This is a genomic window from Aquibium sp. ELW1220, from assembly GCF_030398385.1.
Lineage (GTDB): Bacteria > Pseudomonadota > Alphaproteobacteria > Rhizobiales > Rhizobiaceae > Aquibium.
The window spans coordinates 217,086-234,767 of the sequence record NZ_JAOAOQ010000001.1; the positions used below are offsets into that span (position 1 = coordinate 217,086).

The 17,682-nt window shown below is 67.8% G+C and carries 19 protein-coding genes and 1 tRNA gene; 13 read left to right on the forward strand and 7 right to left on the reverse strand.

Annotated elements, in window-relative coordinates:
* The first annotated feature begins 13 nt into the window (after nt 1-13).
* The 4 genes from N1F91_RS01065 (at nt 14) to msrB (ending at nt 2,665) form a co-directional block, all read left to right on the forward strand.
* The gene (locus N1F91_RS01065) at nt 14-553 is read left to right on the forward strand and encodes a sigma-70 family RNA polymerase sigma factor (protein WP_289988473.1); all 540 of its coding nucleotides are present in this window, start codon (nt 14-16) and stop codon (nt 551-553) included.
* On the forward strand, nt 550-1,278 hold the full coding sequence (locus N1F91_RS01070; RefSeq protein ID WP_289988475.1) for an anti-sigma factor: 729 nt from the start codon (nt 550-552) through the stop codon (nt 1,276-1,278). The genes N1F91_RS01065 and N1F91_RS01070 overlap by 4 nt, the downstream gene beginning before the upstream one ends.
* Nucleotides 1,279-1,414: 136 nt before the next feature.
* Complete coding sequence (locus N1F91_RS01075) at nt 1,415-1,966, forward strand: fasciclin domain-containing protein (protein WP_289988477.1); 552 nt, start codon at nt 1,415-1,417, stop codon at nt 1,964-1,966.
* Between the two features lie 183 nt (nt 1,967-2,149).
* Nucleotides 2,150-2,665, forward strand: coding sequence for a peptide-methionine (R)-S-oxide reductase MsrB (gene msrB, locus N1F91_RS01080; RefSeq protein ID WP_289988479.1), 516 nt, complete (start codon nt 2,150-2,152; stop codon nt 2,663-2,665).
* A gap of 57 nt (nt 2,666-2,722) precedes the next feature.
* Here msrB and N1F91_RS01085 read toward each other — a convergent pair whose 3' ends face one another.
* A complete protein-coding gene (locus N1F91_RS01085; protein ID WP_289988480.1) occupies nt 2,723-3,058 on the reverse strand; it encodes a PepSY domain-containing protein in 336 nt (111 codons plus the stop codon).
* A 128-nt stretch (nt 3,059-3,186) separates the two neighbouring features.
* Here N1F91_RS01085 and N1F91_RS01090 point away from each other — a divergent pair, with 128 nt between their 5' ends.
* The 3 genes from N1F91_RS01090 to N1F91_RS01100 are packed head-to-tail and all read left to right on the forward strand — an operon-like array spanning nt 3,187 to nt 5,529.
* Nucleotides 3,187-3,501 carry a PepSY domain-containing protein gene (locus tag N1F91_RS01090; RefSeq protein WP_289988482.1) on the forward strand — a complete coding sequence of 105 codons (315 nt, stop codon included), beginning with the start codon at nt 3,187-3,189 and terminating at the stop codon, nt 3,499-3,501.
* On the forward strand, nt 3,501-4,160 hold the full coding sequence (locus N1F91_RS01095) for a response regulator transcription factor (RefSeq protein ID WP_289988483.1): 660 nt from the start codon (nt 3,501-3,503) through the stop codon (nt 4,158-4,160). Before N1F91_RS01090 ends, N1F91_RS01095 begins: the two co-directional genes overlap by 1 nt.
* 1 nt (nt 4,161) lies before the next feature.
* Nucleotides 4,162-5,529 (forward strand): HAMP domain-containing sensor histidine kinase, encoded by a 1,368-nt coding sequence (locus N1F91_RS01100; protein ID WP_289988485.1) that lies wholly within the window; start codon nt 4,162-4,164, stop codon nt 5,527-5,529.
* Here N1F91_RS01100 and yihA read toward each other — a convergent pair.
* The 5 genes from yihA to rpmH form a co-directional block, all read right to left on the reverse strand.
* Entirely contained in the window at nt 5,516-6,172 is a 657-nt protein-coding gene (yihA, locus tag N1F91_RS01105) for a ribosome biogenesis GTP-binding protein YihA/YsxC (protein ID WP_289989755.1), read from the reverse strand. The two genes, N1F91_RS01100 and yihA, sit on opposite strands and share 14 nt — an antisense overlap.
* Before the next feature lie 73 nt (nt 6,173-6,245).
* On the reverse strand, nt 6,246-6,893 hold the full coding sequence (locus N1F91_RS01110) for a CatB-related O-acetyltransferase (protein ID WP_289989756.1): 648 nt from the start codon (nt 6,891-6,893) through the stop codon (nt 6,246-6,248).
* A gap of 263 nt (nt 6,894-7,156) precedes the next feature.
* A complete protein-coding gene (gene yidC / locus N1F91_RS01115) occupies nt 7,157-8,989 on the reverse strand; it encodes a membrane protein insertase YidC (RefSeq protein ID WP_289988489.1) in 1,833 nt (610 codons plus the stop codon).
* Nucleotides 8,973-9,341: a ribonuclease P protein component gene (gene rnpA / locus N1F91_RS01120; protein WP_289988491.1), complete on the reverse strand. Its 369-nt coding sequence runs from the start codon at nt 9,339-9,341 to the stop codon at nt 8,973-8,975. Before rnpA ends, yidC begins: the two co-directional genes overlap by 17 nt.
* 20 nt (nt 9,342-9,361) lie before the next feature.
* On the reverse strand, nt 9,362-9,496 hold the full coding sequence (gene rpmH, locus N1F91_RS01125; protein WP_008833937.1) for a 50S ribosomal protein L34: 135 nt from the start codon (nt 9,494-9,496) through the stop codon (nt 9,362-9,364).
* A 393-nt stretch (nt 9,497-9,889) separates the two neighbouring features.
* Between rpmH and N1F91_RS01130 the strand changes: the two genes are divergently transcribed.
* The 6 genes from N1F91_RS01130 (at nt 9,890) to N1F91_RS01155 (ending at nt 16,971) form a co-directional block, all read left to right on the forward strand.
* Nucleotides 9,890-10,660 carry a TVP38/TMEM64 family protein gene (locus tag N1F91_RS01130; RefSeq protein WP_289989479.1) on the forward strand — a complete coding sequence of 257 codons (771 nt, stop codon included), beginning with the start codon at nt 9,890-9,892 and terminating at the stop codon, nt 10,658-10,660.
* Between the two features lie 20 nt (nt 10,661-10,680).
* Nucleotides 10,681-12,108, forward strand: a complete 1,428-nt coding sequence (locus N1F91_RS01135; protein ID WP_289989480.1) for an FAD-dependent oxidoreductase — start codon at nt 10,681-10,683, stop codon at nt 12,106-12,108.
* A gap of 50 nt (nt 12,109-12,158) precedes the next feature.
* Nucleotides 12,159-13,664, forward strand: a complete 1,506-nt coding sequence (locus tag N1F91_RS01140) for a HAMP domain-containing sensor histidine kinase (RefSeq protein ID WP_289989482.1) — start codon at nt 12,159-12,161, stop codon at nt 13,662-13,664.
* Nucleotides 13,665-14,060: 396 nt separating this feature from the next.
* Nucleotides 14,061-14,137 (forward strand) — tRNA-Arg (locus N1F91_RS01145).
* A gap of 529 nt (nt 14,138-14,666) precedes the next feature.
* Entirely contained in the window at nt 14,667-15,269 is a 603-nt protein-coding gene (locus N1F91_RS01150) for a glutathione S-transferase family protein (RefSeq protein WP_289989484.1), read from the forward strand.
* 37 nt (nt 15,270-15,306) lie between these two features.
* Nucleotides 15,307-16,971 carry a sulfatase-like hydrolase/transferase gene (locus N1F91_RS01155; RefSeq protein ID WP_289989485.1) on the forward strand — a complete coding sequence of 555 codons (1,665 nt, stop codon included), beginning with the start codon at nt 15,307-15,309 and terminating at the stop codon, nt 16,969-16,971.
* Between the two features lie 8 nt (nt 16,972-16,979).
* On the opposite strand, the gene N1F91_RS01160 is transcribed toward N1F91_RS01155, so the two are convergent.
* Nucleotides 16,980-17,582, reverse strand: coding sequence for a nuclear transport factor 2 family protein (locus N1F91_RS01160; protein ID WP_289989486.1), 603 nt, complete (start codon nt 17,580-17,582; stop codon nt 16,980-16,982).
* Nucleotides 17,583-17,682 lie beyond the last annotated feature (100 nt).

Genomic DNA, 17,682 nt, shown 5'->3' on the forward strand with positions numbered 1-17,682 from the left:
GAGGATGAGGGACATGACGCCGCACGATATCACCAAGCTCATCGTCCGCACGTCCATGAAGGACCGCGGCGCATTCGACCTGCTCTATCGCCAGACCAGCGCGAAACTTTTCGGCGTCTGCCTGCGTATCCTTCGCGATCGGGCCGAGGCGGAAGAGGCGCTGCAGGAAGTGTACGTCAAGATATGGACCAAGGCCGACCGGTTCGCCGTCTCGGATCTCAGCCCGATTTCCTGGCTGGTCGCCATCGCGCGCAATCATGCCATCGACCGCATCCGCTCCCGCAAGGTGGCGGCGGCCGATCTCGACGAGGCGGCCGACGTCGTCGACCCCCGTCCGGGGCCTGAGGCGCTGGCTCTTGCGGGAAGCGAGCGCGTGCGTATCTTCCAGTGCATGGAGACGCTTGAAAAAGACCGCGCCGACGCGGTGCGCGGTGCCTACCTGACCGGCGAATCCTATGCCGAACTCGCGGAACGCTTTGGCGTGCCGCTCAACACGATGCGAACCTGGCTGCGGCGCAGCCTGTTGAAACTGAGAGATTGCCTCGAAGCATGACGCGGAGCGGGGAGTTCGGAGAGGACGGCGGCGGCGACGACATTCTCGCCGCCGAATATGTCGTGGGCGCCCTGTCCGTCGAGGAGCGCCGTGAGGTCGCGGCTCGCATCGAGCGCGATCCCGTTTTCGCGCGCCTCATCGAACGCTGGGAGGTCAACCTCTCGCCCATCCAGGACGGCTTCGCACCCGTCGAGCCGCCGGCTTCCGTGAAGCGCGCCCTCGACGAAAGGCTGTTTGCCGCAACTGCTGCTGCGGCTGCCGCCAGCTCTTCTCGCGGCGGTTTCTGGAACAGCCTCGCCGTCTGGCGCAGCCTCGCCGCCGCAGCCGTGCTCGCCGTCGCCGTTCTCGCGGCGCGGCCCTATCTCGTCGAGACGCCGCAGCCGCAGGCCAGCCGTCTCGTCGCGTCGCTGGCACCGCGCGAAAGCGACGTGCACTACTTCGTCGTCTACGACGCCCGCACCGCCGACATCGGTCTCTCGCATGTCACCGGCGAGCGCCAGGGCGGCCGCGACTTCGAACTCTGGGTCATCGAGAATGGCCAATCCCCCGCATCGCTCGGCATCATTCCCGCCGGCTCCACGGTCCACTTGGCGGTCGACCAGGCCCTGCGCGAGAAGATCGGGCAGGGCGCCGTCTTCGCCATCAGCCTCGAGCCGCAGGGCGGTTCGCCCACCGGCCAGCCGACCGGTCCCGTCGTCGCCGCCGGCGACCTGCGCGACATTTGACGGCGCCGCGGTTTCCGTTCACGCCGTCCTGACGTTTTCGTGATTGTCGTCGCCTGAAACTTACCCCTCCGAGACCTCGTGTCTTCCCATGCCCCGCCGAAAACGGGGACGATATTCAACAGGGAGACTGAAGCTCATGCGTATTCTCACCGCTACCCTTCTCGCCGGCACCGTCGCGTTCTCCGCGGCTGCCTTCGCACAGGACAATCCGATGGTCGGCGGCGCCGCCATGTACGCCGACAAGAACATCGTCGAGAACGCCGTGAACTCGGCCGACCACACCACGCTGGTCGCAGCCGTTCAGGCGGCGGGCCTCGTCGAGACGCTGTCGGGTCCCGGCCCGTTCACCGTCTTTGCGCCGACCAACGATGCCTTCGCCGCGCTGCCGGCCGGCACCGTCGAGACGCTGCTGAAGCCTGAGAACAAGGATCAGCTCACGAAGATCCTGACCTGCCACGTGGTCGGCGCCGAAGTGATGGCTGCGGCCGTCGTCGAGATGATCAACGCCGGCGGCGGCACGGCCAACGTCGACACGCTCGGCGGCTGCACGCTGCAGGCCAAGCTGGATGGCGACAAGGTCACGCTGACCGATCCGTCGGGTGGCGTCGCCACGGTGACGATCGCCAACGTCGACCAGTCGAACGGCGTCATCCACGTCATCGACAAGGTCCTTCTGCCGGCCTCCTGATCGGCGCTCGCCCGAGCCGCGTCCCTCCGGCTCCATGAGCCGGGCGGGCGTCACATCCCGCGCCCTCACCGGCGCGGGATGTTGCGTTTCGGGGTTGGCCGTCGCGCCATCGTCGGCCTCAAGCTGAGTTGATTTTGCCGTGACCATCGAAACTCCTACATCCTGAGACAGAGGAGAAACGCCATGAAACGCAGAACCTTTCTCGCGACCACCGCGGCAGCCGCCGCAGTCACCGTTGGAGGAGTATCGCAGATGCGCATGTTCGGTTTCGGATTCGATGCCAGGGCGAGCGACGAGGGCAATTTCGAAGTGACCCGCACCGAAGCGGAGTGGCGCGCCACGCTGTCGCCGCAGCAATATGCCGTGCTGCGCGAGGAGGCCACCGAGCGGGCCTTCACCAGCCCGCTCAACCAGGAAAAGCGCAAGGGCATCTTCCATTGCGCCGGCTGCGACCTGCCCGCCTATTCTTCCGAGACCAAGTTCGAATCCGGCACCGGCTGGCCGAGCTTCTGGGACTCGCTTCCCGACGCCATCGGCACCAAGAGCGACCGGTCCTTCTTCATGGTCCGCACCGAGGTGCACTGCCGCCGCTGCGGCGGTCATTTCGGACACATCTTCGACGACGGCCCGGCACCCACCGGCAAGCGCCACTGCCTCAACGGCGTCGCGCTCGCCTTCAAGCCGGCCGCAGCGGCCTGATCGACCGATGCTGCCGGAACGCGTCCGGCGGCATCGCTCACGAGAGCTTGGCTGCGATCAGTCGTCGTAGCCGTCGTCGTCATCGCTTCCATCGTCATCGCGGTTGCGGTTGCGGACCTGCACCACATCGCCGGTCGACGGATGCATCTTCAGCTTCACCCAGCCGCCGTCCTGCGCCGTGCCCTTGATCTCGTAGCAGCCATCGTCGCGTTCGATCTCGAACACCGTGTAGCCCGCGGCTTGGGCCTTTTCGTTGACATCGGCGATGCTCATCCAGCCGGTGTTGCCGGACCGGCAGCGATTGTCGTCCCGGTCGTCGCCAGCGAGAGCCGGACCCGTGCCGGCAAGGGCGAGGAAGGCGATGGCGGCGAGAGACGTTCTTGTTCCAGACATGATGGTTCCCTTTCCATTTCCGGCGACCCCGTGCCGCCGTCTGCCCCTCCCTTTTCCCAAAGCCGGCATGACGGATGACTGAGCGCGGCTGTCAGCGTTTTGTCATCCGCCATGCTACAAGACGGGGCATGCCCTGCGCGCGCGCCATCGCCTCCGTTCTCCTGCTGCTGCTGGTTCTGCCGGGGCCGGCCTTCGCCGACGACGACCGCGACGATGCCGAACGCGCCTCGCGCGGCGCGCGCTCCGGCGAGTTTCTCCCCTTCGCCCGGCTGGCGCAGGTCGCGCTGGACCGCTACCCGGGCAGGATCGTGGAGGCGGAACTCGACGAGGACGACGGCCGCATCCTCTACGAGATCAAGATTCTGCGGTCGAACGGCCGTGTCCTCGAAGTGGAGATCGACGCCCGCACCGGCCGCATTCTCGACGTCGACGAGGACGACTGATGCGCATCCTGCTGGTCGAGGACGATCGCCGTATCCGACTGGACGTCGAGCACGCACTCGCCGCGGCCGGCTATGTCGTCGAAGCGGTGTCCGATGGCGAGGAAGCATGGTTTCGCGGCTCCACCGAGAACTACGCCGCCATCGTGCTCGACCTCGGCCTGCCCGGCCTCGACGGCATGAGCCTGCTCAAGCGCTGGCGGGCGGAGGGTCGCGACTTTCCTGTTCTGATCCTGACGGCGCGCGGCACGTGGCGCGAGCGGGTCGAAGGCATCGACGCCGGTGCCGACGACTATCTGCCGAAGCCCTTCGCGATGGAGGAACTGCTGGCCCGGCTGCGCGCCGTGCTGCGCCGCCGCGGCGGCCACGCGGCGGCCGAGATCGCCATCGGCGACATGGTCCTTGATCCGCGCCAGATGCGGGTCACCCGCAGCGGCACCGCGCTTTCGCTGTCGCCTCAGGAATACCGCCTCGTCTCCTACCTGATGCACAATGCCGGCCGTGTGGTGTCGCAGCAGGAACTGGCCGAGCATCTCCAGGCGGAGCACTACGAACGCGAATCCAACGCCGTGGAGGTGCTGGTCGGCCGTGTCAGGCGAAAGCTCGGCGGCGACTTCATCGAGACGCGGCGCGGCTTCGGCTACCTGGTCGGCGGCGCCTGACGTGAAGCCGCGCTCGATCCGGCTCAGGCTGCTGCTGCTCGCCGTCATGGGCGTGCTTCTGGCGCTGGCGATCGCCGGCGCCGGCCTCGTCACCCTGTTCGGCCGCCACGTCGAGCGCCGGGCCGCGCAGGAACTCGACAACACGATCGCCGTGCTCGCCGGCAACATCGCATTTTCTGCGAATGGCGATCTCGGTATCGCGCGCGAGCCTTCGGATCCGGCCTATCGCACGCCGCTGTCGGGGCGCTACTGGCAGGTGGCACAGCCGGGAGAGCCGCCGGCTGCACGGTCCGTCTCGCTCTGGGACGCGGCGCTGGATGTCGCGCTCCGCCCGGTCGAACCGGGCCGGTCGACCACCGCGCGCTCGGTCGCGCCGGACGGCCAGCCGCTGCTCCTGCGCGAGACCACCGTGATCGTCGACGACGGCGGTCGAGACCGGCAGGTGCGCATCGCCGTCGCCATCGCTACGGCGGAACTCGACGACCTGAAGCGCGGCTTTGCGCTCGACCTGCTGCCGGCGCTGGCGGTCTTCGGCCTCGTCATCCTCGCCGGCGCCTGGCTCCAGGTCCAGGCAGGCCTCGCCCCGCTGGCCGGCGTGCGCGGCGGATTGCGCCGCATCCGCTCCGGCGAGGCGCCGCTCCTGCCGGACGGCGCGCCCGTCGAGATCGCGCCGCTGGTCGCCGAGATCAACGGCCTCCTGGGCGAGCGCGCGCGCGAGACGGAAAAGGCGCGCAACCGCGCGGCCGACCTGGCGCATGGCATGAAGACGCCGCTGACCGCGCTTGCCGGCGATGCCGAAAGGCTGCGTGCCCGTGGGCAGGCCGACCTCGCCGACAGCGTCGCGGCCACCGCGGCAGCCATGCGCCGGGTCATCGAGCGCGAGCTGGCCCGCGCCCGCATCCGGCCGGACAGTTCGGCGGGTACGCCCGTTCGCCCGGTGGCGGAGGCGATCGTCCGCACCTTGCGGCTTACCCCGTCCGGTGAAGCGCTCCGCTTCGAGATCGACGTGCCGGCAGACCTGCGCACCGCAGCCGACGACCACGACATCCACGACCTCCTCGGCAATCTGATGGAGAACGCCGCCCGCGCCGCCAGCGCGACGGTCCGGCTCGCGGCGACGCGCCAGGGCGCGGCGCTTCTGGTCGAGGTTTCGGATGACGGGGAGGGCGCCGATCCGGCGACCATGCAGCGACTGATCGCGCGCGGAGCGCGGCTCGACGAGCGCGGCGGCGCCGGCCTCGGCCTCGCCATCGTGTCGGAGATCCTGTCAGCCTACGGATCGGAGCTTGAATTTTCGCAAGCGCCGCAGGCCGGGCTCTGCGTTCGCTTCCGCCTTCCCGCTGCGGGCCCCGGCGTCAGCGGTCCGTGACGGCGCGGATGATGGCGGCGCGCAGGTCCTCGAGCCCCGCGCTCTTCTCCGACGAGGTGGCGATCACCTCGGGATAGGCGGCCGGCCGCTTGCGGATCTTTTCCAGCGTCTCGCCGATCAGCTTCACCACCGCCGGCGGCTTGATCTTGTCGGCCTTGGTCAGCACGATCTGGTAGGACACGGCGGCCTTGTCGAGCAGCCCCATCACCTTGTCGTCGATCGCCTTCACGCCATGCCGCGCGTCGATCAGCAGGTAGACGCGCTTCAGCGTCACCCGGCCGCGCAGATAGTCGAAGACGAGGGTCGTCCAGGCGTCGACCAGTTCCTTCGGCGCCTGTGCATACCCGTAGCCCGGCATGTCCACCAGCGCCATCGGCGGCAGGTCGCCCGCCGCGCCCGAATACCCGTCCGGCACGAAATAGTTGAGCTCCTGCGTGCGGCCCGGCGTGTTCGACGTGCGCGCGAGGCCCTTCTGCCCCACCAGCGCATTGATCAGCGACGACTTGCCGACGTTCGAGCGGCCGGCGAAGGCGATCTCGGGCGGGCCTTCCGGCGGCAGGAACTGCATCGACGGCACGCCGCGGATGAAGACCCAGGGCTTGGCAAAGAGGGCCGTCTCGAGCGGCGTCGGCGCTGTTGGCATGGTCATGCAAATCCCTTTCCGGGCATTCAGGGGTTGCGTAGTCCGCCACCGTGACGGATGCAACAGGCGTTGATCAGACCGTGCGGGCGGCGGCTTCCAGTCGGTCGATATCGGCCCCCCTGATCGCGTCGAGATGCCGTGAGAGGCGCTCCACCGGCCAGTTCCACCAGGCGACGGCGAGAAGCCGCCCGATGGTGTCGTCATCGAACCGCATCCGGACGACCCGCGCCGGATTGCCGGCAACGACCGCATAGGGCGGCACATCGGCGCTGACCACGGACTTCGCCGCCACGATGGCGCCGTCGCCGATCGTCACGCCCGGCAGGATCGTCGAGTCCATGCCGATCCACACGTCGTTGCCGACGGTCGTGTCGCCCCGCATCTCGTCCTGCCAGGTCTTTGGATCGAAGCCGTGCTCCCAGCCATCGCCGAAGATGTTGAACGGGTAGGTCGAGAAGCCGCCCGTCGGATGGTTGGCCCCGTTCATGATGAAGGTGACCCCGCAGGCCAGCGCGCAGAAGCGGCCGATGACCAGCCTGTCTCCGACGAAGTCGTAGTGATGGAGCACGCACTTCCTGACGAAATGCTCGGGTCCGTCGGGGTCGTCGTAATAGGTGTAGTCGCCGATCTCGATGTTGGGCCGCGTGACCAGCGGCTTCAGGAAACCGACGCGCGGAAAGCCCTGCATCGGATGGGGGTCGAGCGGGTCGGGTCCGTGCATGGTCATCGGTAGTGCGTCCTTCGAGGCTCGCCGGTTACGGTCGCTCGTTCTGGGCCAGGAGAGGGCGGGTCCCAACCTCCGCGAGGGGCTTGTTGACGCTCGGGCTCCCGTCCGGCGATCCGCGCAGGTCGGACGTCACGGCGCCACGGGTCCGGCCGCCAACGGTCCTCATCCTGAGGTGCGAGCCCACACGGCTTGCGGCAATCGTGCGCCCGTCGGCGGGGCGAGCCTCGAAGGATGCACGCCCGACCGACCCGCGCGCGCTACTCTGCCGGCTGCTTCGGCTTCCTCTTGAACAGGCCCACCAGGTTGTCCCAGAGCTCGATCTTGGCGCCCTGGCGCTTCATGATGATACCCTGCTGCAGGATCGACAGCGAGTTGTTCCACGCCCAGTAGATCACCAGCCCGGCCGGGAATGTGGCCAGCATGAAGGTGAACACCACCGGCATCCAGTTGAAGATCATCGCCTGCGTCGGGTCCGGCGGCGTCGGGTTCATGCGCATCTGCAGGAACATGGTCACGCCCATGATCAGCGGCCAGACGCCGATCATCAGGAAGGACGGCACGTCGTAGGGCAGCAGGCCGAACAGGTTGAACACCGACGTCGGATCCGGTGCCGCCAGATCCTGGATCCAGCCGAAGAACGGCGCATGCCGCATTTCGATCGTGACGTACAGAACCTTGTAGAGCGCGAAGAACACCGGGATCTGGATCAGGATCGGCCAGCAGCCGGCGATCGGATTGATCTTCTCGGTCTTGTACAGCTCCATCATGGCCTGCTGCTGCTTCATCTTGTCGTCCGCATACTTCTCGCGGATTTCGAGCAGCTTCGGCTGCACCTTCTTCATGTTCGCCATCGACTTGTACGACTTGTTGGCGAGGGGGAAGAAGATGGCCTTGACGATGACGGTGGTGGCCAGGATCGCCAGCCCGAAATTGCCGAGCAGGTTGAACAGGTGGTCGATCAGCCAGAACATCGGTTTGGTGATGAAGTAGAACCAGCCCCAGTCGATCAGCAGGTCGAAGCGGCGGATCTGCTCCCGCTCCTCGTAGCCGGTGATCAGCGCCACTTCCTTGGCGCCGGCGAAGAGCTTGGTCTCGACGGTCTGCGTTGCGCCGGGTGCCACGGTGATGGCGTCGGCCAGGTAGTCGGTCTGATAGCGCGTGCGCTGATCCGTCAGGTAGGTATAGCGCGGCTGGAACGACTGCCCCGCCTGCGGCACAAGTGCCACCGCCCAGTACTTGTCGGTAATTCCGAGCCAGCCGTCGGTCGACTTCGACGGCGTGATCGAGAGATCCTCCTCGATGTCGGAATAGTCGATCTCCTGCAGGCCCTCCGTGCCGGTCACGCCGATCAGGCCCTCGTGCAGCACGTAGATGCTGGCATGGTTGGGCTTCGAGAAGCGGGTGATGCGGCCGTAATTGGCGAGCGTCACCGCCTCGCTGCCGGGATTGGCAATGGCATCGGTGAAACTGAACATGTAGTCGCGGTCGACCGACACGGTCCGGGTGAAGACGAGACCGGCCGGGCTCTCGTAGGTCAGCGTCACCGGGTTGTCGGGGGTGAGGATCGGCTGTCCCTCGACGCTCCACACGGCGTCGGGTCCGGGGAAATCCTGCGGCGTGGCGCCGCCCGTGTAGCCGACCTCGGCGAAGTAGCCGGTGGGCAGGGCCGCCGGGTTCAGCAGGTCGATGATCGGCGAGTCCTTCTCGACCGTCACCCGGTAGTCCTTGAGAAGCAGGTCGTCGATGCGGGCGCCCGTGAGGTTGATGGAACCCGTCAGGCTCGGCGTATCGATGCGGACGCGGCCGCCGGCGGCCAGCGCGCTGTCGCGATCGGCCACGCCTGTCCCGACGGTGCCGCCGGGAACGTTGGCCGCGGGCGCGCCCGGAACGTCGCTGGCCGGCGCGCCGGGGATCGCCGTGCCTTCTCCGCCCGGCGTCTGCGCGGCATCTTCCTTTGCGAGACGCTCCTGCTCGATCCGCGCGACCTCGCGGTCCCGCTCGATGCGCGGGTTCATGTAGAACACCTGCCACACCGTGAGGATCAGGATCGACAGGGCGATCGTGATGAAGAAGTTACGGTTGTTTTCCATCAGGGGCGGTTCCGCGAATTCGTCGGGAAAGCTCGGCCTTCAAGGCCTCGAAAGGGGCGGCGAGGATCTCGCGACGCCCGACGATCACATAGTCCTTGCCGGCCGCCATGTCATCAGCGGCATGCACGCGCACCGCCTCCTTGAGGCGGCGGCGGACCCTGTTCCGGACGACGGAATTTCCCGTCTTCTTGGTCACGGTGAAGCCGACGCGGGGCGCTTCGGCGTCCCCACGGTTCCGGACTTCCAGCAGAAACAGCCGCCCGCGCCGCTTCTCGCCGCGCTGGGCCGCGAGAAAGTCGGCACGTTTCTTGAGCCGCAGAGGCGGGCGTCCGCGCGGGGCGCCGCTCGTCATCGCGGTGCGGCCGGTGTCGATTATGCCGACAGCCGCTTGCGACCGCGGTTGCGACGAGCCGCGACGACGCCGCGGCCGCCCTTGGTTGCCATGCGGGCCCGGAAGCCGTGCCGGCGCTTGCGGACGAGCTTGGAGGGTTGGTAGGTGCGCTTCATTTGTTTTGATACCGCGGAGTGCGGCCCTTCTTGATTCTGACTCTGCCGAGCAGGAGCTGGCGCTTGGGACACGGCCACGGCGAATGCCGCGCCGGGCCATGGACCCGAACGTGCGCGGCTTATAGGCATGGCGGCCTTCGGAGTCAAATCCGCCATGCCGGCCGTTTCCGGCCGCGCCGGCCGCGCTCACGAAGGGGTGAGCCTCGCGGCAGGCGGCGTCAATTGGCGGTGAGATCGCACGGCCGGTGCTTGTGGCATCGGCCGCAATGCCGCATCTCCATGGACGCCGCCGCTGTCGGGATCGCCGGACGCGAACCGGGCTGCGGGGCAGGGCGCCTGCCGCACGAGATCGTTCGACATCGCGTCGCGGGCCGCTACGTTGGAGCAGAGGCGATGAACCGGGGAATGACCATGGCCGACAAGGCCCTGCCAGCAACGGAGAAGGGGGGAGGCAGGTCCTTCCTGCGCTTCCTGCCGCTCGTCGTCATCGTGTTCGGGCTCTGCCTCGGCTATGCCATGGGCTGGCACCGCTTCCTGTCGCTCTCCTATCTGGCCGAGAGCCGGGCCGATCTCGGCACCTTCATCCAGGGCAACTACGCTCTGGCACTGGCCGGCTTCTTCCTTGCCTATGCGCTCGCGACAGCCTTCTCCTTTCCCGCGGCCTCGGTGCTCACCATCGTCGCCGGGCTGTTCTTCGGCTGGCTGGTCGCCGGTATCGTGGTCGCTTTCGCCGCCACGCTGGGCGCCACCGCGCTGTTCCTGGCTGCCCGCAGTGCCTTTGGCGACGTTCTGCACCGCAGGCTCGGCGACCGGGTCGCGCGGCTCGCCGACGGCTTCGAGAAGGATGCCTTCGGTTATCTTCTTGTGCTGCGGCTGGCGCCGATCTTCCCCTTCTGGGTGATCAACATCGCGCCCGCGCTGTTCAGCGTGCCGGTCCGCACCTATGTCTCGGCCACCTTCATCGGCATCCTGCCCGGCACCTTCGCCTATGCCTATCTCGGCACCGGCCTCGACAGCGTGCTGGACGCGGCGCGCGAATCCGGGCGCGACATCTCCATCGGCGATCTGGTGACGCCGCAGATCACCATCGCCTTCGCCGCGCTTGCGCTGGTCGCGGCGATCCCGACGGCCATCAGGGCATACCGGAACCGGGCGGCGGGCTGAACGGCCGGCGAAAGGGCACCATGACGACGATCCTCGAACCCGACATCTGCGTCATCGGCGGCGGCTCCGGCGGGCTGTCCGTAGCGGCCGCTGCCGCCGCGTTCGGCGTGCCCGTCGTGCTGATCGAAAAGGGCAGGATGGGCGGCGACTGCCTGAACTACGGCTGCGTCCCTTCCAAGGCGATGATCGCTGCCGCCAAGCATGCCCATCACATGCGCCATTCCGCTGCCTTCGGCATCGCGCCGGTCGAGCCAGCGGTCGATTTCTCCGCCGTCAACGCCCACATCCACGCCGTCATCGCCGCCATCGCACCGCATGACAGCGTCGAGCGCTTCACCGGTCTCGGCGTGCACGTCATTCAGGACGCCGCGCGCTTCAAGGACGCCGATACGGTGGTTGCCGGCGACTACGAGATCCGCGCCCGCCGCTTCGTCGTGGCCACCGGCTCCTCGCCGCTGGTGCCGCCGATCCCGGGCCTCGACCGTGTCGAGCACTTCACCAACGAGACCATCTTCGAACGCCTCGAGCGGCCCGACCATCTCGTCATCATCGGCGGCGGCCCGATCGGCATGGAACTCGCCCAGGCGCACCGGCGGCTCGGCAGCGCGGTGACGGTGGTGGAAGGCGCATCGGCGCTCGGCAAGGACGATCCCGAACTCACCGCCGTGGTGCTGGAGCGGCTTCGCGCCGAAGGCATCGTCATCCGCGAGAAGACCAAGGTCGTCGGCGTCGAGAAGCCGGAAGCCGGCGGCGTGCGCCTGCGCGTCGAAGGCGAGGCCGGCGAGGACACGGTCGAGGGCACCCATCTGCTGGTCGCAGCCGGCCGCGCGGCCAACGTGGCCGGCCTTGGTCTCGATGCAGCCGGCATCGAACACGACCGTCGCGGCATCAAGGTCACGCCGGCCATGCGCACGACGAACCGCCGCGTCTACGCCATCGGCGACGTGGCGGGCGGCCTGCAGTTCACCCATGTCGCAGGCTACCACGCCGGCCTCGTCATCCGCGCGATCCTGTTTCGGCTGCGCGCCGCGGAGAACCGCGCGATCATTCCCTGGGTCACTTTCACCGATCCCGAACTCGCCCATGTCGGCATGACCGAGGCGGAGGCGAAGAAGCGTGGCGGGCGCTTTCACGTCCTGCGCTGGACCTACGCGGAGAACGATCGCGCCCAGGCCGAGCGCGCCACCACCGGCTTCATCAAGCTCGTGACCGACGGCCGCGGCCGCATCCTCGGCGCCTCGATCGTCGGCGCGAATGCCGGCGAGATGATCAACCTGTGGGCGCTGGCGGTGACGAAGAAGCTTTCGGTTCGTGACCTGGCCGGCTACGTGCCGCCCTATCCGACCATGAGCGAAATTGGCAAACGCGCCTCGATGTCCTACTTTGGCAGTGCGGCGCGCAAGCCGCTGGTGCGGCGTCTGATCGGCTTCCTGCGGCTCTTCGGCTGATGCGGGTCCGTGATCGGTCGCCATGGGGCGGCGACGCGGAGGCATTCGGAATGGCCGTCGGCAAGGGCGACGAGAACGGAGGACCGGTCGCGGCGAAGACCGATTTCGGTGCCGTGCCCTGGCCGCGCAAGCTCTCCACCAAGCTGCTCGGCCTCACCATCCTCTTCGTGCTCATCGCCGAAGTGCTGATCTTCATTCCCTCGATCGCCAATTTCCGCCTGCGCTGGATGGAAGAGCGGCTGGCCACGGCCGCCGCCGCGAGCGTCGTGCTGGTGCAGAGCGACGCGGGAGAGCTGTCGCCCAGCCTGCGCGAGGACGTGCTGATGGCGCTCGGCGCCAAGGCCATCGCGGTACGAACCGGCGGCATCTCCAGCCTCCTCGTCGTGTCCGACATGCCGCCGCAGGTCGACGAGCACATCCAGCCCATGCGGGTGCAGCCGCTGCCCGCCATGCTCGGTGCGCTGGACACGCTGGTCTCGGGCGGTGACCGGATGCTGCGGGTCTTCGGCCGCGTCGGCGAAAGCGACATGGAGTTCGAGCTGATCATCCCCGACAAGGGGCTGCGCAACGCCATGCTCATCTACGCCCGCAACGTCGCGATCCTGTCGCTGCTGATCTCGCTGATCACCGCCGGCCTCGTCTTCTTCGCCATCCACGCCATCATGATCCGGCCCATCAGAGAGCTGAGGAACTCGATGGTCGCCTTTGCCGACGCGCCCGACGATCCGACCCGGGTCCTGCGCCCGAGCGGCCGCCGCGACGAGCTCGGCGTCGCCGAGCAGGGCCTCTCCCTGATGCAGGCGGAACTGCAGCGCACGCTCGGCGAACAGAAGCACCTCGCCGACCTCGGCCTCGCCGTCTCCAAGATCAACCACGACATGCGCAACATCCTCGCCTCCGCACAGCTGATGTCGGACCGGCTGCAGTCGGTCGACGACCCGTCGGTGCAGATGATCGCGCCGAAGCTGCTGCGGGCCATCGACCGCGCCGTCAGCTACACCGAGGGTGTGCTGGCCTATGGCCGGGCGCAGGAGCCGCCGCCCGCGCGCCGCATCCTGCGGCTGTCGCGCCTTGTCGACGACGTCTATTCGATGCTCGGCCTCGATGCGTCGAGCGCCATCGAATGCGTCAACGCCGTCGATCCCGATCTCGAGGTCGACGCCGATTCCGAGCAGCTGTTCCGCATCCTCACCAACCTCGCCCGCAACGCCGTCCAGGCCATGTCGTCCGACATGGACGGCGCGGTGGTCCGGCGCCTGACGGTGTCCGCCGACCGCCAGGGCTCGGTCAGCCGCATCTTCGTCGAGGACACGGGCCCCGGCCTGCCGGCACAGGCGCGCGACAATCTCTTCGCCGCGTTCCGGGGGTCTGCCCGCAGCGGCGGCACGGGCCTGGGGCTCGCCATCGCCCACGAACTGGTGCGCGCCCATGGCGGCAGCATCGATCTGGTCGAGAGCATCGGCGGCCGCACGGTCTTCGCCATCGCCATCCCCGACCAGCCCGTCCGCCTCCAGGACGCCCGCCGCACCCTTCACCGCCCTGCCCGGGAGGCCTGATGGCTGCGGCTCCGAGCCGGATCGGCCGCGCCTCACTCGTCCTGGCGGTCGAAGGAGGCGTGCCGCTCCCGCCTCCTTCGTCATCCGGAGCGGGACGCTGCGATACCTCGTCCGCGGCGCCATTTCCGGTGGAGGGACGGCCGTTCCCAGCAGCACCTCTTGGCGAAGGTGGCCGTCCGGGAGAATTCACGTGCCTCGTCCGATGGCCCGCGCGGCGAAGGCGCCGCGTGGCGCGCCGGACATTGCCTGCCGCTCTGCGCGCAGGCGCGCTGCCATGCCAGTCCGTCGAAAAACTTCCCCGAACCCGCTTGCTTTTCCGCGCCGGCTTCATTAGGTACCAACTCGCTCGGCGACCGGTTCCGTCCTGTCACCGAACGGCGATCTTTTCGCCGATGCGCGCCCGTAGCTCAGCTGGATAGAGCACCAGACTACGAATCTGGGGGTCAGAGGTTCGAATCCTTTCGGGCGCGCCATTAATTTTAAACAACCTCGATCGCTTGATGGAATGAGGCGGACCTCCCCTGCTGGGCCGGTTGCCAGAGTGTTGCCGGGCATGCTGCTTCGAGCACTGCAGAGCGCCAGGTCCGGTTCAAGCTCGGATTTCCTGGTCAGGAACCGTTAGGCCCAAAGCCTCTGCCCGCACGCCATTGACCGCAACAGCTGACGGCTGAACCGGATTCGTGATTTTGCCAGCAGGATCCGGATGCTGGCATTGTCCGCGATGGATGGGGTCATCTCAGGTCGCCCGCCCGGTGTTGCGCGCACCGAGCAAGTCTCTGACCATGCAGCCGCGTGTTGGGACGACGGACGGCTACGGATAGTCATATCGAGGCGATCGCAGGCCTGTCCGATGTCCATCATCCTTCAAGGATTGTTGCCGGTGACGGCATCGGCAATCTCGCTCTGTTCACGGAGCGGACAGTCAGGACCGGCGCCTGTCGCGCGGCGAAACAGCGCCTTACCCTGTCCCGGCACTTGGAAACCCGCAGGACTGCCCGGCCCATGATGACCTTCTTCCACGCGCCCGGCAGCTGCTCGAACGGCATTCTGATGCTGCTCGACGAGGTGGGAGCCTCGTACCAAACGCGGATCGTCGACCTGCGCGCCCGGCAGCAGCTGCAGCCTGACTACCTCGCAGTCAACGCGAAGGGGAAGGTGCCGGCGCTGCTGGTGCCCCGGGACGGCCTGCTGACGGAGTTCCCGGCCATCGCCTACTGGATCGCGACCAGCTTCCCCGACGCCGGACTTTGGCCGGATTCCACGATCGACCGGACGCATACGCTCGAAGCGCTCGACTTCATCGTCGGCAGCGTTCACATGCGCGGCTTCACCTTCGTCAGGGTGCCGCAGAAGTTTCTCGACGATCCGGCAGGACAGGACGCGCTGCGCGCCTATGGCCGGCGCGAAGTGTCGAAGGGGCTCGCCATCCTGTCCGAGCTTCTCGGCGACAAGGACTATCTGCTCGGCGCGTTCGGCATCGCCGATGCCGCCTTGTCCTACGTGCTCGACTGGGCGGCCGACGACGGCTTCGATCTCCCGGACAATCTCGCCCGCTGCCGTGAGCGGCTGCGCGGGCGCGGGTCCGTCATCCGCACCGGGGCCTGAACGGCGGCGCGCCGGGGCCGACAAGAGAGGATCCACGATGCCGCGGAACATCCTGTTCGTCATGTTCGACCAGCTGCGCTGGGATTATCTCAGCTGCTATGGCCATCCGCATCTGCACACGCCCAACATCGACCGGCTGGCCGGCCGGGGCGTGCGCTTCAGCCGGGCCTATGTGCAGTCGCCGATCTGCGGCCCGTCGCGCATGTCGACCTATACCGGGCGCTACGTGCACAGCCACGGCGCGTCGTGGAACGGCATCCCGCTCAAGGTCGGCGAGACCACGATGGGCGACCATCTGAGGGCCGTCGGCATGGGCTGCTTTCTGGTCGGCAAGACGCACATGCGCGCCGATGCGGAGGGGATGCGGCGCCTGGGGCTAGACCCCGACGGCATCATCGGAGCCCGGGTGGCCGAGTGCGGCTTCGACGTCTTCGAGCGCGACGACGGCATGGTGGCGGTCGGACCCGACGGCCCGCTCGAGGATCCGGAGGCGCATCTCTATTCGCAATATCTGCGCGAGCGCGGCTATGCCGGCGACAACCCCTGGCACGACCACGCCAATTCCGGCGTCGACGCGGCCGGCAACGTGCTGTCGGGATGGTTCATGAGGAATGCGGCGGAGGCGGCGAACATCGAGGAGGCGGACAGCGAGACGCCCTACCTGACGCGCCGGGCGATCGCGTTCATCGAGCAGGCCGAGGCACCGTGGCTCTGCCACCTTTCCTACATCAAGCCGCACTGGCCCTACATCGTGCCGGCGCCCTACCACGCGATGTACGGCCCCGAGACGATCAAGCCAGTGGTGCGCACGCAGGACGAGTTCGACACCGCGCATCCGGTGCTGAAGGCGTTCATGACCTCGCCGGTCGGCCGGGCGTTCAGCCGCGACGAGGTGCGCGAGGCGGTGATCCCGGCCTATATGGGCCTGATCAAGCAGTGCGACGACCAGATCGGCGTGCTGCTCGACTGGCTGGAGCAGACCGGCCGGATGAACGACACGATGATCGTTCTGACGTCGGACCATGGCGATTTTCTCGGCGACCACTGGATGGGCGAGAAGACCTTCTTTCACGACACCTCCGTCAAGGTCCCGCTGATCGTCTACGATCCCTCGCCGGAGGCCGACGCGACGCGCGGCACGGTCTGCGACGAACTGGTCGAGAGCATCGACCTCCTGCCGACCTTCCTGGAGATCGCTGGCGGCGATCCCGGGTCTCTGCGCCACGTCATCGAAGGCCGCTCGCTGATGCCCCTGGTGCGCGGTACTGCCTCCGAGCCGCATCGCGATCAGGTGATTTGCGAATACGACTTCGCCGCGACGCCCATCGCCGAGAGGCTGGGCCTGGGCGTGCGCGAGGCGATGATCTTCATGGTGGCGGACAAGCGCTACAAGCTGATCCATTGCGAGGGGGGCTTCCGGCCGCTGCTGTTCGACCTCGAAAACGATCCCGACGAGCTGCGCGATCTTGGCGGGAGCGAGGATCACGGCCCGGTCATCGCGGCGATGTACGAACGCCTGTTCGCCTGGACCCGCCGCGTCTCCCAGCGCACCACGCGTAGCGAGGCGCAGCTGAAGGAGATGCGCACCGCGATCCGGCGCCGCGGCGTCGTGCTCGGCGCCTATGACGAGAACGATCTGCCGCTGGACCTGACCGTGCATTATCGCGGCCGGACGGCGGCAATCCGCAAGCCGGCCGGTTAGACGATCGCTCAGCCGGCCTGCGCCAGCCAGGACCGCGCGTCCTCAAGCATCGCCAGGGCTTCCGGCGAACCGTCTTCGAGGATGCCGGCAACCAGGCTGCGGCCGGTCTGCAGGAGACGGTAGCCCAGATAGCGGTAGGGCTCCGGCACTGCGGAGAAATCGGTCTCCCGCATGAAGCGGTCGAAGGCTTCCGAGGGCACGACCGGATCGAGCCGGTCCTTTTCGTAGATCGCGTCGCGGCGGGCAATCCGCCAGCCGCTGCCGGTGCGGACGAGCCGGTCAAGGAAGCGGGCATGGCTGGTGTTGTCGACGGCGATGCCATCGAGCGACACGCGGCCGAGGATCTGGACGTTCGTCTCCGCGACCGCCTTGTCGCCGGCGAGGCGGACGACGGGCACGCCGATCAGGTGCTTGCCGCGTGGCGAGCGCTCCTTGTGGGTGGCGCGGCAGCGCTCGATGAAGTCGCCATGGCGTCCGCAAAACCACGTCACGGCGATGCTGCCGTCTACGGTGAAGGTGTCGGCGAGGTCCGCCCACGATCCCTGGTCGCGATGGAAACCCCAGGCCTGGATCAGCTGGATCACGCGGAGTGTATCGGAGACGTCGCTCATCCTGGGCTCCCTTGGGTTTCGCCAGGTCCTACACGCCCGCCCGCTGCCGGTCACACCCTCGACAGGAGGTGTCCGCGATGCGGACGGCCCCGGAGGATGC

Bases quoted from the DNA above. Each gene is read 5' to 3' on its own strand.
- N1F91_RS01065 (WP_289988473.1), top strand. From the start codon at position 14: ATGACGCCGCACGATATCACCAAGCTCATCGTCCGCACGTCCATGAAG.
- N1F91_RS01070 (WP_289988475.1), top strand. From the start codon at position 550: ATGACGCGGAGCGGGGAGTTCGGAGAGGACGGCGGCGGCGACGACATT.
- N1F91_RS01075 (WP_289988477.1), top strand. From the start codon at position 1,415: ATGCGTATTCTCACCGCTACCCTTCTCGCCGGCACCGTCGCGTTCTCC.
- msrB (WP_289988479.1), top strand. From the start codon at position 2,150: ATGAAACGCAGAACCTTTCTCGCGACCACCGCGGCAGCCGCCGCAGTC.
- N1F91_RS01085 (WP_289988480.1), bottom strand. From the start codon at position 3,058: ATGTCTGGAACAAGAACGTCTCTCGCCGCCATCGCCTTCCTCGCCCTT.
- N1F91_RS01090 (WP_289988482.1), top strand. From the start codon at position 3,187: ATGCCCTGCGCGCGCGCCATCGCCTCCGTTCTCCTGCTGCTGCTGGTT.
- N1F91_RS01095 (WP_289988483.1), top strand. From the start codon at position 3,501: ATGCGCATCCTGCTGGTCGAGGACGATCGCCGTATCCGACTGGACGTC.
- yihA (WP_289989755.1), bottom strand. From the start codon at position 6,172: ATGCCAACAGCGCCGACGCCGCTCGAGACGGCCCTCTTTGCCAAGCCC.
- N1F91_RS01110 (WP_289989756.1), bottom strand. From the start codon at position 6,893: ATGCACGGACCCGACCCGCTCGACCCCCATCCGATGCAGGGCTTTCCG.
- yidC (WP_289988489.1), bottom strand. From the start codon at position 8,989: ATGGAAAACAACCGTAACTTCTTCATCACGATCGCCCTGTCGATCCTG.
- rnpA (WP_289988491.1), bottom strand. From the start codon at position 9,341: ATGACGAGCGGCGCCCCGCGCGGACGCCCGCCTCTGCGGCTCAAGAAA.
- rpmH (WP_008833937.1), bottom strand. From the start codon at position 9,496: ATGAAGCGCACCTACCAACCCTCCAAGCTCGTCCGCAAGCGCCGGCAC.
- N1F91_RS01130 (WP_289989479.1), top strand. From the start codon at position 9,890: ATGAACCGGGGAATGACCATGGCCGACAAGGCCCTGCCAGCAACGGAG.
- N1F91_RS01135 (WP_289989480.1), top strand. From the start codon at position 10,681: ATGACGACGATCCTCGAACCCGACATCTGCGTCATCGGCGGCGGCTCC.
- N1F91_RS01140 (WP_289989482.1), top strand. From the start codon at position 12,159: ATGGCCGTCGGCAAGGGCGACGAGAACGGAGGACCGGTCGCGGCGAAG.
- N1F91_RS01150 (WP_289989484.1), top strand. From the start codon at position 14,667: ATGATGACCTTCTTCCACGCGCCCGGCAGCTGCTCGAACGGCATTCTG.
- N1F91_RS01155 (WP_289989485.1), top strand. From the start codon at position 15,307: ATGCCGCGGAACATCCTGTTCGTCATGTTCGACCAGCTGCGCTGGGAT.
- N1F91_RS01160 (WP_289989486.1), bottom strand. From the start codon at position 17,582: ATGAGCGACGTCTCCGATACACTCCGCGTGATCCAGCTGATCCAGGCC.